General features: G+C 32.5%; 20 protein-coding genes and 1 pseudogene. 4 read left to right on the top strand and 17 right to left on the bottom strand.

All coding sequences use genetic code 11. The features are described from left to right. Positions 1-164: 164 nt before the first annotated feature. Both WBW42_RS11965 and WBW42_RS11960 read right to left on the bottom strand, forming a co-directional pair. Positions 165-335: a hypothetical protein gene (locus WBW42_RS11965; RefSeq protein WP_032055777.1), complete on the bottom strand. Its 171-nt coding sequence runs from the start codon at positions 333-335 to the stop codon at positions 165-167. A 175-nt stretch (positions 336-510) separates the two neighbouring features. Then, positions 511-738 (bottom strand): hypothetical protein, encoded by a 228-nt coding sequence (locus WBW42_RS11960; RefSeq protein WP_032055776.1) that lies wholly within the window; start codon positions 736-738, stop codon positions 511-513. Between the two features lie 284 nt (positions 739-1,022). On the opposite strand from WBW42_RS11960, the gene WBW42_RS11955 reads away from it, so the two are divergent. Together WBW42_RS11955 and WBW42_RS11950 are read left to right on the top strand one after the other, a co-directional pair. Then, positions 1,023-1,466: a universal stress protein gene (locus WBW42_RS11955; protein ID WP_002115225.1), complete on the top strand. Its 444-nt coding sequence runs from the start codon at positions 1,023-1,025 to the stop codon at positions 1,464-1,466. 261 nt (positions 1,467-1,727) lie between these two features. Further along, positions 1,728-3,311 carry an ATP-binding cassette domain-containing protein gene (locus WBW42_RS11950; RefSeq protein ID WP_032055775.1) on the top strand — a complete coding sequence of 528 codons (1,584 nt, stop codon included), beginning with the start codon at positions 1,728-1,730 and terminating at the stop codon, positions 3,309-3,311. Between the two features lie 68 nt (positions 3,312-3,379). On the opposite strand, the gene WBW42_RS11945 is transcribed toward WBW42_RS11950, so the two are convergent. Both WBW42_RS11945 and WBW42_RS11940 read right to left on the bottom strand, forming a co-directional pair. Continuing rightward, positions 3,380-3,808, bottom strand: coding sequence for a PPC domain-containing protein (locus WBW42_RS11945; RefSeq protein ID WP_032055773.1), 429 nt, complete (start codon positions 3,806-3,808; stop codon positions 3,380-3,382). A gap of 37 nt (positions 3,809-3,845) precedes the next feature. Further along, positions 3,846-3,962 (bottom strand): annotated as a pseudogene (locus WBW42_RS11940) (hypothetical protein). 54 nt (positions 3,963-4,016) lie between these two features. On the opposite strand from WBW42_RS11940, the gene WBW42_RS11935 reads away from it, so the two are divergent. Continuing rightward, positions 4,017-4,523: a GNAT family N-acetyltransferase gene (locus WBW42_RS11935; protein ID WP_032055771.1), complete on the top strand. Its 507-nt coding sequence runs from the start codon at positions 4,017-4,019 to the stop codon at positions 4,521-4,523. 91 nt (positions 4,524-4,614) lie between these two features. On the opposite strand, the gene WBW42_RS11930 is transcribed toward WBW42_RS11935, so the two are convergent. The 4 genes from WBW42_RS11930 to WBW42_RS11915 form a co-directional block, all read right to left on the bottom strand. Next, the gene (locus tag WBW42_RS11930) at positions 4,615-4,977 is read right to left on the bottom strand and encodes a NirD/YgiW/YdeI family stress tolerance protein (protein WP_032055769.1); all 363 of its coding nucleotides are present in this window, start codon (positions 4,975-4,977) and stop codon (positions 4,615-4,617) included. A 247-nt stretch (positions 4,978-5,224) separates the two neighbouring features. Continuing rightward, on the bottom strand, positions 5,225-5,512 hold the full coding sequence (locus WBW42_RS11925) for a hypothetical protein (RefSeq protein WP_002114606.1): 288 nt from the start codon (positions 5,510-5,512) through the stop codon (positions 5,225-5,227). 274 nt (positions 5,513-5,786) lie between these two features. Beyond that, positions 5,787-5,918 (bottom strand): hypothetical protein, encoded by a 132-nt coding sequence (locus tag WBW42_RS11920; RefSeq protein ID WP_002114618.1) that lies wholly within the window; start codon positions 5,916-5,918, stop codon positions 5,787-5,789. Positions 5,919-6,107: 189 nt separating this feature from the next. Further along, positions 6,108-6,977 carry a LysR family transcriptional regulator gene (locus WBW42_RS11915; RefSeq protein ID WP_005073761.1) on the bottom strand — a complete coding sequence of 290 codons (870 nt, stop codon included), beginning with the start codon at positions 6,975-6,977 and terminating at the stop codon, positions 6,108-6,110. Between the two features lie 222 nt (positions 6,978-7,199). Between WBW42_RS11915 and WBW42_RS11910 the strand changes: the two genes are divergently transcribed. Then, positions 7,200-8,054: a DMT family transporter gene (locus WBW42_RS11910; protein WP_032055767.1), complete on the top strand. Its 855-nt coding sequence runs from the start codon at positions 7,200-7,202 to the stop codon at positions 8,052-8,054. A 56-nt stretch (positions 8,055-8,110) separates the two neighbouring features. On the opposite strand, the gene WBW42_RS11905 is transcribed toward WBW42_RS11910, so the two are convergent. The 9 genes from WBW42_RS11905 to WBW42_RS11865 form a co-directional block, all read right to left on the bottom strand. Beyond that, a complete protein-coding gene (locus WBW42_RS11905; RefSeq protein ID WP_032055765.1) occupies positions 8,111-8,374 on the bottom strand; it encodes a hypothetical protein in 264 nt (87 codons plus the stop codon). Positions 8,375-8,536: 162 nt separating this feature from the next. After that, positions 8,537-9,643 carry a minor capsid protein gene (locus tag WBW42_RS11900; protein ID WP_032055763.1) on the bottom strand — a complete coding sequence of 369 codons (1,107 nt, stop codon included), beginning with the start codon at positions 9,641-9,643 and terminating at the stop codon, positions 8,537-8,539. Positions 9,644-9,826: 183 nt separating this feature from the next. Then, entirely contained in the window at positions 9,827-10,069 is a 243-nt protein-coding gene (locus tag WBW42_RS11895) for a hypothetical protein (RefSeq protein ID WP_017398401.1), read from the bottom strand. A 559-nt stretch (positions 10,070-10,628) separates the two neighbouring features. Further along, the gene (locus tag WBW42_RS11890; protein WP_017398402.1) at positions 10,629-11,201 is read right to left on the bottom strand and encodes a lysozyme; all 573 of its coding nucleotides are present in this window, start codon (positions 11,199-11,201) and stop codon (positions 10,629-10,631) included. A gap of 16 nt (positions 11,202-11,217) precedes the next feature. Then, positions 11,218-11,727: a hotdog fold domain-containing protein gene (locus tag WBW42_RS11885; protein WP_017398403.1), complete on the bottom strand. Its 510-nt coding sequence runs from the start codon at positions 11,725-11,727 to the stop codon at positions 11,218-11,220. Positions 11,728-11,910: 183 nt separating this feature from the next. After that, positions 11,911-12,111, bottom strand: a complete 201-nt coding sequence (locus WBW42_RS11880) for a hypothetical protein (protein ID WP_002114613.1) — start codon at positions 12,109-12,111, stop codon at positions 11,911-11,913. 186 nt (positions 12,112-12,297) lie between these two features. Beyond that, positions 12,298-12,756 carry a hypothetical protein gene (locus tag WBW42_RS11875; RefSeq protein WP_032055760.1) on the bottom strand — a complete coding sequence of 153 codons (459 nt, stop codon included), beginning with the start codon at positions 12,754-12,756 and terminating at the stop codon, positions 12,298-12,300. 307 nt (positions 12,757-13,063) lie between these two features. After that, positions 13,064-13,333: a hypothetical protein gene (locus WBW42_RS11870; protein WP_017398406.1), complete on the bottom strand. Its 270-nt coding sequence runs from the start codon at positions 13,331-13,333 to the stop codon at positions 13,064-13,066. Between the two features lie 266 nt (positions 13,334-13,599). Beyond that, the gene (locus tag WBW42_RS11865; protein WP_019767639.1) at positions 13,600-13,974 is read right to left on the bottom strand and encodes a TonB C-terminal domain-containing protein; all 375 of its coding nucleotides are present in this window, start codon (positions 13,972-13,974) and stop codon (positions 13,600-13,602) included. Between the last annotated feature and the right edge of the window lie 8 nt (positions 13,975-13,982).

Genomic DNA, 13,982 nt, shown 5'->3' with positions numbered 1-13,982 from the left:
TCTTCTTGGTCTACGTGCCATAAAATACTCCATATATTGATGTTTATAACATCATTTGGGGAGCAAAATATCACTTATAAGTGTTGTTCAAATTTCCTGATCCACCTCTGTTATATCGAAATACGTTTATATATAAATTAAATTACAAATAAATATTATATTTATTACCAAAATAAAATATCTATTTTAAATTCTTTTTTTAATAAAAGTGCTACAAATAATAGAGCCAATCCGATTGTAATTAAAAAAACACTTAAACTGATTAATCCATAAACAATTGTTATACCGCCTAATATAGCTAAAATATAAAAAATAATTACACTGATTGTTGGCATTTCAATTTATTCCACTACTTAAAATAAAAGCAATTTATTCTATCGAGTTTATAAACGATTGCTGTTTTCAAATGTTGATTACACTATTAATTTGTATCATCATACATTAATAATGTTATTAAACTTATTTAGTGTTAATTTAGTTTAATAGACAGTGATGAAGTTCACATAAGTTTTATCTAATTTCAAAATAATGTTTTTCAGTCACAAGTTTAATTTTTAAGTTTTTATATAAGCGTTCTTTTGAGTCTTCTAGTGAAGGAACAACTTTTTCTGCAAATTTATCTTCAGTCATCAGTCTTGCATAAGTTTTGTAGCCAATGATTAACTTTTGAGGTTCTTTACCTGTTTGACTAAACTCTTCAATGAGTTTATTGACTTTCTTTGCTGTTAAATCTGCCATCTTTCTTAGCCCCCCTTTAATTTACTATTTTGTTATACGGCTTCTTTGTGACAGAAATATGAACCGTAATTTTTTGTAATTTTCATGTAAATATTAACAATTATTGGTCTACAGCATACTTATCAGTTCAAAACCAGCAAAGCAATCAATTCAACTATTTGATTTATATTTATTTTATTTAATTTCAATTACTTTTAATTGAATAGATGTCTCCATAGAATGAAATATGTTAATCTAATAAAAGCTTCATACATATAACAACTGTAAATAAGAGGAATAACATCATGAATTACCAACATATTATTGTACCAGTAGATGGTTCTGAGATTTCTTTAGCAGCAGCTCGACAAGCAGCTCACATTGCAAAAGCATTTGGTAGTAAATTGACCGCCATTAGTTTGGTTGCGGTAGATCCTTTTAGTGGCGTAGATTTTTATTACATCTCACCTGTTGTAAAAGATTATTTTGTTGAAGCACGTGCCAACGCAGAAAAAACTCTCGCAAAAGTTAAAGCTTTATGTGCTGAAGAAGGTATTGATGCAGAGACTCAAATCATCCAAGGTGAAATTTCTTCAGATGGTATTTTGAAAGCCGTAGAAGACTTAGGTTCTGATTTGATTGTGATTGGTTCGCATGGCCGTAAAGGTTTCCAAAAACTAATTTTGGGAAGTTTTGCTCAAGATGTTTTAAATAGCACCAAGATTCAAGTTTTAGTCGTAAAAGAGTAAAATTCTTGAAAGATAAAAACCCAATCCTATGATTGGGTTTTTTAATAAAATAACTTATAGAAATTTTACACCCACTAAAAAACCCTATAGAATAGTTCACTATTCCATCAATTTCGTGAGTCACGCCAATGAAGTAAGTCTTTTTTCTCATCAATTTTTTCTTTTTTTGATGTGCAAAATAGACTATTTTTGTGATTTACCGTCTCTATTAAAAATTATCATTCTCCTATTTTGTACATCCTGTATTTATGAGGTTTTTTTATGACTCAGCAGGCATGTGTAATATCGCAACTTACCTTAGAGTTCCCTTCAAAGGTAATGTTTAAGCATCTAAATTTTAGTCTTGAATCGAATCAGGTATCTGCCCTAATTGGTCGTAATGGCCAAGGCAAATCTTTGCTTATGCAATTTTTAAATGAGACGCTTGCATTAGATTCAGTTGTTACATCAGGGCAAATATCCTGGCATGTAAAACATGCGTATTTACCTCAATTGCATCGTTTGACAGCACTGACGATTGCTGAAGCCTTAGATATTTTAGATATTTACGATGCTTTTAAAAGAGTTGAACAAGGTAATGCCGACTTCGATGATTATGATTTATTGGAAGGTAAATGGGACCTGCCCACTTTATGGAACAACCTCTTAGAATCTGCTGGTCTACCAACAGATTTAGATTTCCCAGTTAAAAATTTAAGTGAAGGTCAAAAAACCAAATTGGCTCTAAGCTGTTTATTTTTAAAATCAGATCACTATCTATTACTTGATGAGCCTAGTAATCATCTAGATCAGGAATCTAGACAATGGTTAATCGATCATTTAAAAAAACACCCGGCAGGTAGTCTTATCATTAGCCATGATCGGACTTTATTAAATGAAGTCGATCATATTTATCATTTAAATGAACATGGTCTACATCACACCACCGGAAATTATGAAAAATTTTATGGGCAGTATCAAACCAATATTGCAGCTCTAGAGCAATCTATTCAACAGAGCCAACGTGAAGTTAAGCACATGAAGCAAAAGCAACATGATGTATTAATGAAAGCTCAAAAACGAGAGCGTGCTGGCAATAAATTAAGAGAATCAAATTCTCAAGCCAAGATTTTGCTCGACTTTAAAAAGGAACAAGCAGGCCAAAGCATTGCTGTTATACAGTCTCAACACCAACGTCAGATTTCGAACAGTCAAAATGATTTAAAAGATAAGAAATTGTTTCTCGAAACGGTTAAACCTCAACAGTTTTTCTTCCCGTCTTTTCATAAGAAATCTGGTGAAATTCTGCGGATTAAAAAATTGAAACTGAAACATGGTACTCAAAAACCCATCGATCTAGCTGTACAAGCAGCTCAAAAAATTCACATAGCAGGAGAAAATGGTATTGGAAAATCAACTTTACTTAAGGCAATTCATGCAGAGAACAATCAACCCTGTGACAGCATTCACTTATCTGTAGAGTGTTTCTATCTCGACCAGAACTTTAGCTTTTTGTGTGATGAAATGACTGTTATTGAAAATTTATCTCACATGAATAATGAACTTTCAGAACTCGAATGGAGAAATTTGCTAGGTCAACTTCGAATTCGTGGGGATAAAGGTACCCAACTATTGTCTCAGTTAAGTGGTGGTGAAAAATTAAAAGTAGCTTTATTGGCTCTTAGCCAGTTAAATCCTGCACCTGAACTTCTGTTATTAGATGAACCAGAAAATCATTTGGATATTGAATCTAGAGAGCTACTTGCTAATGCTATTCAGAGTTATGAAGGTGCGGTATTGCTCGTTTCACACGATCAACTGTTTGTTGAAAGCTCGGGCATTCATGAGTCATTTTCCTTAACGTAATAGTTAGTAATATACCAATTTTCAAATTTACTAGTTCTCATTTGAGAGCTAGTAAATTTCATCAGTTATTATTTTTTCACTTTATTTAATAACTCGAGGTCTAAAGTATATTTGACAGTTTTATTTTTACGAGCACTATTACGCATTTGATAAACTTGAATAATATAATCACCGTCAACTGGTAAAGTAAACTCTCCTTTAAAACCTATAGTTGAGCCAATCAATAATGCGTTATCTTTACCTGGCTTCTTACCAGGTGCAAAAATATTTATGTAGGCTAAATTCCCCAGACTATTGATATCAAATTTTAATATTTGGCCTTTTTTTGCATAAATTCTATACCTTACATCATCGTAGCCCTGAAATTTTCCAGTTAAAGTGGTATGTGGTGAACTTTGTAAAAAATTAACTTTTTGCTCATTATTTTTGGCATAGATAGTGAACGAAGTAGCTGAAATAAGCGTAGATAGTAATAATGTTTTAATGATTTTCCTCAATTTATTGACCCTCGAAATTATTTTTACAATGATTATATTAAAAATAATTTTTATAAAATTTTACTTTATGTATGAGTTTGATGAGTAGTAGTTGCTTTTTATAACCAGTAACAAATAAAGTATCTTAGAAATCTAAATTATCTTTCTTTTCAATAATTATTTAAAAGTTAAAGTATATGAATAATCTATAAGTCTGGAAGAATTTTTAATGAATATTATTATTCGTGATGAGCAAGCCGAAGATATTGAAGCCATTGAAGAATTGACAAAAGCAGCTTTTCAAAATGCTGAGCACACAAGTCATACCGAGCATTTTATTGTTAATAGTCTAAGAGATCACGGACAACTTACTATTTCTCTAGTTGCAATTGAAGATGAGTCTATTATTGGACATATTGCTATTTCTCCGGTTGAGATTAGCTCAGGCGAAATAGGTTGGTATGGTTTAGGTCCTATCTCAGTTCATCCAAATAAACAAGGATGCGGTGTTGGCTCTCTTCTCATCAATAAATCACTAGAAAAATTAAAACAACTTGCCGCTCAAGGATGTGTTTTATTAGGTGATCCAAATTATTACAGCCGATTTGGTTTTAAAAATTATCCTGAGCTAATTTTTCCTGATGTACCGAGTGAATATTTTCAGGCTCTAACTTTCTCGGGCAATATTCCAAAAGCTAATGTCAAATACCATGAGGCTTTTAATGCAACGCAATAATAAAAAATTACTATCTTCAAAAGAAAACTCCTAAAAATAGGAGTTTTCTTTTTCATTGGTTTTGAACAATATTTACTTAAAACATTAGCTTTTATTTAACACGCTCAATTTGGAAAACTTCAATATCGGTAGGCTTAACTCTATGCTTATCTACCTCACCAACGACACGTACTTTATCCCCTGCTTTTAGTTCAAGAGGTTTCCATAAGTCATCATCGATATCAATTATGATTGAACCCGTAGCATCTTTTAACTCAAAATGATCCCCAGCAATATGCTTTACGATCGTACCAGTTAAAGTTACTCCAGATTCATCAGCCAAAGTTTTTACTTTAGCCACCGTGACTACATTTTTTGTTGCTTCTTTTAATAAAGCAGCATCTGGTTTAGCCATCACAGCACTACTTCCTAATAAAGCAAATCCAGCCAACGCTGTTAAAAGTATTTTTTTCATGACGATTACCTACTTTTTAATATTCTTAGTTATATAAACAAATTCTTTTAAAGTTATAGATTTAGCTTTTGTGGCTTTTTGTATCTTATTAGGATCTTTTTTTAATGAGAATAAATAGTAATATTAAAAAATTTCTTTAAGTTCTCTTTTCCAACAACTATTTTATGGTCTTTATTTTTTCGTGAATTTACTTAAGAAAGCTTTTTCTTAAGTAAATTAAACTCAGCATTTAAATATCACTTCATTGTTAGGCAACAAGTTGTCCTAAACTCAATAAAATATTTATGGCTTCTGTCTCGTCCTCAGTTTGCATAACAATCATTCTGTCATAAGAAATTCCACCAACCTCAATATAAATTTTTGGATGTGGAAGCTGAGGGATATAGACTTTTAGTGGTTGATAAAGAGCAAGAAGATAACCAAATGAATCATAAGGATAATGATCATCTTTTAATGTCTTCTTTATAACAACATAGTTGTTCAATATATTTAAGATAAAACCGTATTCATTTTCAGAATGAAATTTAGCGTCCATACCTACCTCCTTGATTAGTTAATATTTTTATAATCAAATTTAAAGGTTAAATTTCTGATCTGAGGATATTTGAACTAATTTACTTTAAATATAGAGTTCTATTTAAAATAATTAGTGTCGAATTTAAATATATTTAAAACCGAGTGTATTAGTCAACATATTTTGAACAGTGCCATTAAAAATAAATCTTTTGAGTTACAAATCACACTTTAAGACAAAAATAAAAAGATATAAAAAAGCCCATCTTACGATGGGCTTTGGGCATTCAACTAGATTATGAATCTTTATCCATTGAATGAGGAGTTGTGGTTTTATCTTGCTGTTTTGTGTCGTTTTCACCTTGGCAAGCACTCACACTCAAAGAAATAAAGGCGGCTAAACCCAAGGTCGCTATAATTTTTGTCATGTTTCACCTCATGAGTTATTCAGATTGATGAGTTAATAAATACTTTTTATTAGTTTTACGATCAGCATAGGTTTCTAGGCTTTTTTGTAGATTTAGCGCAAAAATGTAAAGCTATTTAGTTTTGACTTTAAGTGCTCATTTAAATTTAACTCAACAATTTCAAAGCCCAGTACCTAAAATAAACTTAAATTAAATATTAACTGAATGCCTGAGCGTTTTGAGGAGTAAGTCATATAAGTGATCCACAGCTTTAGACTCCAAAGATGCCCGACTCCGATAAACAGCGACCTCCATAGGTTCTAAAGGTCCTAAGCCATGATCAGCACTTAAAATAGTTAAATGCTCAGGCGCACTACACTGTGTGAACACAGCAATTGCTAAACCACTTTCCACTGCTGCAATTTGACCAGCTAAACTTGAACTGTTGTATACTACCCGATAACGGCGTCCCTGTAAGGCCAAAGAATTAATAGCACTCTTTTTGGCTTGACTAGTACTTTCATAAACTGCAATTGGGAGTGGATCTTCTCGCCAGAGTTCAAACTGTGGAGAGCCTACCCACACCATTGGTTCATGAAATAGAAGTGTTCCTTGACGAGCGTTATCTCTCGAAATTAATGCTAAATCTATATCCCCAGTTTCTACCCGTGGTATTAACGAAGTAGACTGCTCACAAATTAATTCAATTTCAACACCTCCATAACGTGGAGCAAAACGCTTCAGTACGGGCGTTAAATATTTTGCAGCATAATCATCGGGCACCCCAAGGCGTATACGCCCCTTCAGCTCATCTCCGTGAAATGCCATTTGGGCTTCTGCATGTAAGTCGAGAATACGGCGCGCATAACCTAAAAGCAGCTGTCCTTGAGACGTTAATTCAATTTGTCGGTGCGTTCGTATTAAAAGTTGGCAATGTAGAGCTTCTTCAAGTTTTTTTAGTTGCATGCTAACAGCTGACTGTGACCGATATAACTCAGGTGCTGCGTTTGATAAAGAGCCTGTATCTACTACGGTGACAAAACACTTTAGCCAATCAATCTGTAAATTTTTTAAAGTCATTAGAATTTATCTATTCGATTTTCAAATAGTATATAAAAGAATTATGCGCTTTTCTTTATTTATTGTCTCTTTCATACTGAGCTTATAAGAAGTTAAAACAATTCATTTTTTAACGTCGCTAACAGTAAATTGATTAACAACTGAATAACTCGTTAATCACTGTCCTTACTAACAATTTTATCACTTCGTATTTCTTAGGTATTACGCACTAGGAGGAGGTTTATGCGCCTAAATAAACAGATGCTTGCGTCACAAAGTGCGACATCCACTTTCGTTTTACTTTGGGGAAGCGCTGCGATTTTTACTCGATGGGGACTCGACAGTGCCTCACCTATAGCATTATTAATTCTGCGTTTTGCCACAGCTTTGTTTGTTCTATTGTTAATTGCTATTTTTAGAAAAAGGCTTTTACCTAAGCATGGAACTCGAAAGCAAGTTTTATTAACTGGACTCCTTATTATTGCAGGTTATTCAATTTGTTATTTTAAAGCCATGGCTCACGGAGTCACCCCTGGTTTAATGGCCACAATCATGGGAATACAGCCAATCTTGACGCTTTGTCTTTTAGAAAAGAATTTACAAAAAGAGAGATTATTAGGTCTATTGATTGCTTTAGCCGGACTCATCCTTTTAGTGTGGAAAAGCTTAACTATGTCTTTTATCGCTCCAATCGGAATATTCTTTGCTTTAGCAGCACTGATCTGTATAACTTTTGGGGCCATCATGCAAAAAAATATTCAACAAGCCCCAACAGATGTCTTACCGCTCCAATATGTAGTTAGCCTTGTAGTTTGTTTATTTATAGTTCCATTTGAACATTTTGAAATAACGTGGAATTCACAACTCATTATTTCGGTATTATTTCTTGGAATTTTAATTTCTGTAGTTGCTCAACTTTTACTTTACCGTCTTCTAAATCAGGGCAATCTTGTAAATGTGACAAGCCTATTCTATTTAGTCCCTGTTGTTACTGCACTTTTAGATTTTTTAATTTTAAAAAATAAGTTGCCGCTTGCAGGCTTAATAGGAATGATTGCAATTTTAATAGGCTTAATGCTTGTATTTAAAAAGAAATAACTCATTTAAGGTAAATTATAAAACCCTCGACTGAGGGCTTTATGCTGAGTTAAAGACTACTCTAAATTTTTCCAATCTTTACCAATTTGAGCTAATGCTGGCAGTTCATCGCTATTAAAAACATTAGAATTACGATCAATAGCAAATCGATAGATGGGCACAGAATCAGCTTGAGTTTTTTTATAGAAGCTGAAATTTTCAGTAATGTGGTAATTGCCAGCTTCTGTAGATTTTATAGCTGCACCTGATGGAATATGGATATAACTTTCACATTCCACTTCAACATTATTTCCAGCAAGATCTTGGTAGGAAAATTTCATGTTTTGATCCTTTCTAAATTTTTATGATTGAGAAAAACTTAACATGCTATCTGGCCAGATTATTGAAACTTTTTTCAACTAATTGTTTAAGTGTGTGTATTTAGTTAAAACTAAAAATATTATTCAAGATAAAAATCTTATCTCTAATATTTCTACTCTATCTCACAATCCCAATGCTTTAAAAGCTCGTTCATCAAGTTCTTTAAGCTCCTCAAGTGTATACAACCGTCCTTCTGGATCAAAAAACTTCTCAAAGTCGAATTGTCCTTCTTTATATAGTTGATATCTTTTAGGCCCTAACCACTCTTTTTGAAAGAAATCATCTGTTAGTTTAAAAAACTCTTTAAATGACATATTTGCATCTAATTGGCCAATTAACTGTTCACGTTCATTTTTAGGAATATCCCTAAATTTTCTTTCATCCATAATAAAGGCTCGGCTACCAACTAGCTGACCATCTTCATGAGTTGGAACTAGAATACTGCGGCAATGAGGATGCAAAGGCGGAACTTTTTTTGTAGGATCATTGATATTCCACACACTACTATCGAGGGCTGCACATACTTTTGAGGTTCTACCATCAAGCACACTTACAAATCTGACATATTCAAACTTTAACTGTTTATAGCTGTGTAAATAGGCCTGATTGGATATATGGCTTCGAATCGTACGCACAGTTCGTTCAATATCAATCTTAGAGCTATTTAGTAGTCCATCTTCATATTTAAGGCGTTTAGTCCCTCGAATCCTTTGAATAATTTGTTGATTCGTTGCTCCAGTATTGAGGCCATCCCGAATTGCATACTCCACTCTTTGACGGGCCACCTCTGCAATTGTAGAAAATAACTCATCTGCCAATGCTCCACCTGCTAAAGGAACACGTTTAGCAGCTTTATAGAGCTGTTCACCTTTTAATTCTTTATGTTTGCCACCAAAAATTTTTGACATATATCTGACTTCATAGACAGCCAATGCCACAGCAGAGACAGTAAACGTATCAATGAGTGCATCATTCGTTACATTAAACCATTGAGAAATTAGTGCACGTATCTCTTTTAATGGAGCTGTTGAGTAAAGTCCGCCTGCTAGCGCTGTTTTTTCCTTTTCATTTAGTCCATCTAACAAATTACTTAACTTGGTAAGCATGTTAACTGTTTCGGAATTAAATAAATTAAGAAGTTCATTGACCGATCTTGAAGATGCTCGATATAGATAAGCTTGATGTTGAGTCAGAACATCAAAAAGTGATTTCTGATGAAGATTAACCATAAAAATTACCTCTACAGAATTGCCCTTTTTGTTATTTTCTATTTGTTTGTCTTACCTTATATAATTTGCTTATTATTAATATCTCTAGAATAAGTTATGACTAACAAGTGTACCTACGTAAAGTTATTTAGCTAACAGCTTATCCTTGTAATTTATATCTTTATAAACTTGTCTCGTGTCTAACTACACAATCTCTTTAATGCTGAGTAAAACAGCATTACTCGGAATATTTTTAAGTATTTTCTTTTGTTGTTTTCGCCATTCTTTATGAAATTTTTTAACAGATTGTTCGGAAAAACTATCTCTATGCTTCTGACAATCAGTATCTTCTAAATTTGGTGATTGTATACATGGCCACTTGTTTAATTGAGGTGTTAAAACCGCATTACTCATCAATGATAATTCTTCTAATCTAATTAAATTCATATTTACTTCCTTGCTTATATCTGGCTCCTGATGTCTTCGTTCAAAACTTTATTGAACCTTTAAAAGATAGCTATTGTTTTATTTCCCAAGCCAATCAGAGCCTACACAAATACCACATCCATAAAAATGCAAAGTGCAATTTTTGTGTATTGATTTACCAATGATGTAACTTGCTATATGCCCAAATAAATTAATTTTAAATAGAATGAAAAGCTATTTATAAGGTTTTCTTCTCAGTTGCTCCAATTTCAGATATACTGACCTTAGTATGAGATGAGCCTTATATAGTTCATTGGTAGATCAATGAATGACTAAGCCCTTCGCTTTCGAGCAAGGGCTTTTTTAATGTGTGTAATTTGGAAAAATTACTTTTATCTGACTCAGCAATTCAAGCCTTGGTTTGCCTTTACTGAACAGGTCTGTTAGATTGGTCTTGTTCATCAACTCCTATTGTCGATGAATACTGAAGCCTGATTCGTAGCATCAGGCTTTTTTCATGCTTAAATTTTATAAAGATCGGAATAGCTTTTCTGATAAAACCCTATAAAAATTAAAAAGACTATGATCCTAAAAACAATTTCTTTTCAATAGCGCGGCGTCTAACCAATCCAGCCAAACGCTTACCACCTGCGTTTACCCATACATCAAATTGGTTTGCGGCCCCTTTGTAATCTCCTGAATTTAATTTTTTTAATAAGGTCGATTTTTTAAAGGCTCCTACGCCGATGTTATAACTCAGAGAGACTAATGCGTCGAATTGATTTTGCGTTAAAGGAACTTTTACAGCGCCATTGACTGCACGCTCAAATATTTTCAAATCATGCTGCATATATACTTTGGCCTGCTCAAGAGTACATGTGTCACCTTTTTGAACGCTCAAACCATTTGGGTATCTGGTTGTGCCATAACCAATGCTCCAGACACCTATGCCATCATCATAAGCACTGAGTCTTAATCCTTCAAAATTACAAATATGGTTTACCCCTACCTGACTCAGAGACATCTCATCTACCGCAAAACCCATTTCCTGATCGCCATTGTCTGTTGCTGTAGCAATCGAGCTATTTGTAGCGGCACGTGACCGAGACTGAGTAGTAAAAAGCTTGCAAAGATAATCCAATATTTTTTGCATCTAATCCTCTGTCATCTTACTTTTTCTCTGTAACCCAAAGTGTAATATACCCTTGAACTACAGGCTGTCCATCTGCTCTATAGGCATTTACTTTTATTTGCATATCGCCAACTTTCCATTCTTCATCAATTGTTGCGACGACTTTAATATCAGAATCGGCTTTGGCGACATAATTTACATTCATGCCTTTAGGTAACCATCTTAAATGTTGAGGAATAGATGCTTCGGTTAGTACACCCATAACAAATTCTAATCCATTACATATGGCAATAACGTGAACTGTTCCTATGTGATTTTCGACTGATTTATTCTTTTTGATGAAAGCTTCACACACGTCAGCATCTAGTTTTTGAATAATTGGATTTACTGTTTGAAAATATGGAGCAACACGGCTAACAACTTTTGACAACAACGTTAATCCACCTGGTATTGCTTTCAATGTTCTAAAAGCGAGTAAAACGTCATTAATTGGTGGTACAGCGTTATGTTTGATTTGGTTGGCAAATTTATAAATATAATTACTCATAGTTTTACTTCTGGCTGAAAATAAGAATTTAATAAATATATAGCCTCATATCTCTAGACTCATTGCTTAACTTTCATGTTTTTTAAGTCATTAATGATAATTTTTGAATAACATTTTGGGTTTGTTTTTGTTCAACCACATACGCTAGAAATTAAAATGCCCAATATAAAATTGGGCTATAGATTATTCTTCGACTTCTATAGGATCGCCATCTTCAGGTCGAATATGTCGTTCACCATCATCTGCTGGATCGACACTAGAGCCATCTTTGGTAATGCTGTTATACAACTCATCCTCTTTTTTATCATCGATGAATTCTTCATCTGCAAAATCAAGAGGCTCTTCATCATCGTCAAAATTTAAGGGTTTTTCTTCATCTATCATGAGATTTATCCTTTACTTCACTTGTGTCATTCCATGCTTAAATAATTAACGGCTACATTCAACATGAAACAATCATCATTTATGTAACAGACACTTTAAGATACATATAACAAAGAAAACCGCCCTCAAAGGCGGCTCTTAAGCTCTAAATTGTTAAAGATAGTTGGCGTATTACTTTTATATATTTTAAGAAGGTAGTTTGTTATTTTTAATATAATCATCTGATTTAAAATAATTAACAATCATTTCTGCATTTTCTTCTTTTACAGGTAAAGTAGTTACTGGAATATTTTCATTTACCATACTAAAGCCTTGAGGGACCAACTGAGAAATAGGAGGAAATTTAGCTTTACCTCCATCAGTGATTCTTTCAATAAAACCTGCAAGCCATAAAATAAACTCACCTTCATTATCAAACTTAGGCATAAGACTAAAATCAATTTTTACCGAGCATTGCTCGATGGGTTTGGTTAAGCAGTCTTCAAAATTAATAAAATTATACTTTAACTTGAATTCAGTACCTTTTATCGCATTACGAATAAGCCCAACCAAACAATTTAAATTTTCTATTACATCATCAGAAAACAAGTTGTCATTTTTAATTTTTTTATAAACCTTATCTGCTATAGCTAGATATTTTGGCATCGTAACCTCCTATCTTCTCATGCGTATATTTATATACTTCTTTAAAGTATTATTTTTTTATGTAAGATAGGGTAAAACTCATAAACTAAATGTAAGAAATACAAGGTTTTCGAAATCCAATCATTAACCAAACATCAAAAATATTTAAAAATGTGAAACATGCAACACAAAATACCAAAATAAAAGAAGATTTTGAAAAATTTTCTTTCAATTTATTTTTATAGATGAGCAATGCTTCCAATACTAACTTACCATCCATTTAAGATGAAATATACTTATACAAGATATTAATTTACTAAGATATTTTTTAATTTTTATTGTTTTCAAGGTGATTCAAAATACTACTAATTTTTAAAAACAAATAACCGAAAAGTAGTCCATTAAATATAATAAAAAGACCTACAGTGACCATTTCTTTAGACCACACTTGGATAATGTCTAAATTATCATTTCGAGTTTCAACTTGCCCGTATGACAAAATAAAAGCCAAGCCTAAGACAATTCCAAACAAAATCACAACCCATGCTACAACTGATGTAGTCTTACTTTCTTTAAAAGATTTCTTCACTTCATGCATAATTTTTCTTGATAAACTTCTAGATTTACATATTCTTTTATATTAATTGGCTATGTAATTAAAGTTTTATTTCTTTAACTTTTTGATAAAAATGTTATTAATTTTTATATTTTGTTTATCAAAAAATATTAATTAGTATATTTAATATTTCTGTAACCTCAAAATTTTAAAGTAAATAGTATTAAAGATATTTACAACAAAGGGGCGAATTTAATATAAATAAATGAAAATCCTTTAAATCCGCTCCTCATGTTTAGTATCTTCTTTTATTTTACATGAAATTTAATATTGAATTTTCTTGCTTGTTTTCTTACTTCCGGATTAGATGGTAAAACAAATGGACTTGAACGCCAGATAGCTTTTTCAATACTTGTTTTAAATTTTTGCTCTTCTTTATCTAAAAAGATAATTTGCTCAATTTCGCCAGTATCCGTTAAAAAGACTTTAACACTTGCACTCATACCTGTAGAAGACTTGGGAATATTCCATGTTTTATAAATTTTCTTTTGATATTGTTTTTTATATTTTTCAGCTTCTGAAATAATTTTATTATCAGCCACTGGCACAGGAGTGACTTGTTTGTGACCTGTGGCACACCCAACTAACAAAAATAAAGAAGCAACAATAGTGAAGTTTTTCATTTAAAATA

It is taken from the genome of Acinetobacter sp. LT1, assembly GCF_059800965.1.
The sequence above is the reverse complement of the archived record's forward strand: the minus strand, read 5'-3'. Positions and strand labels throughout refer to the sequence as shown.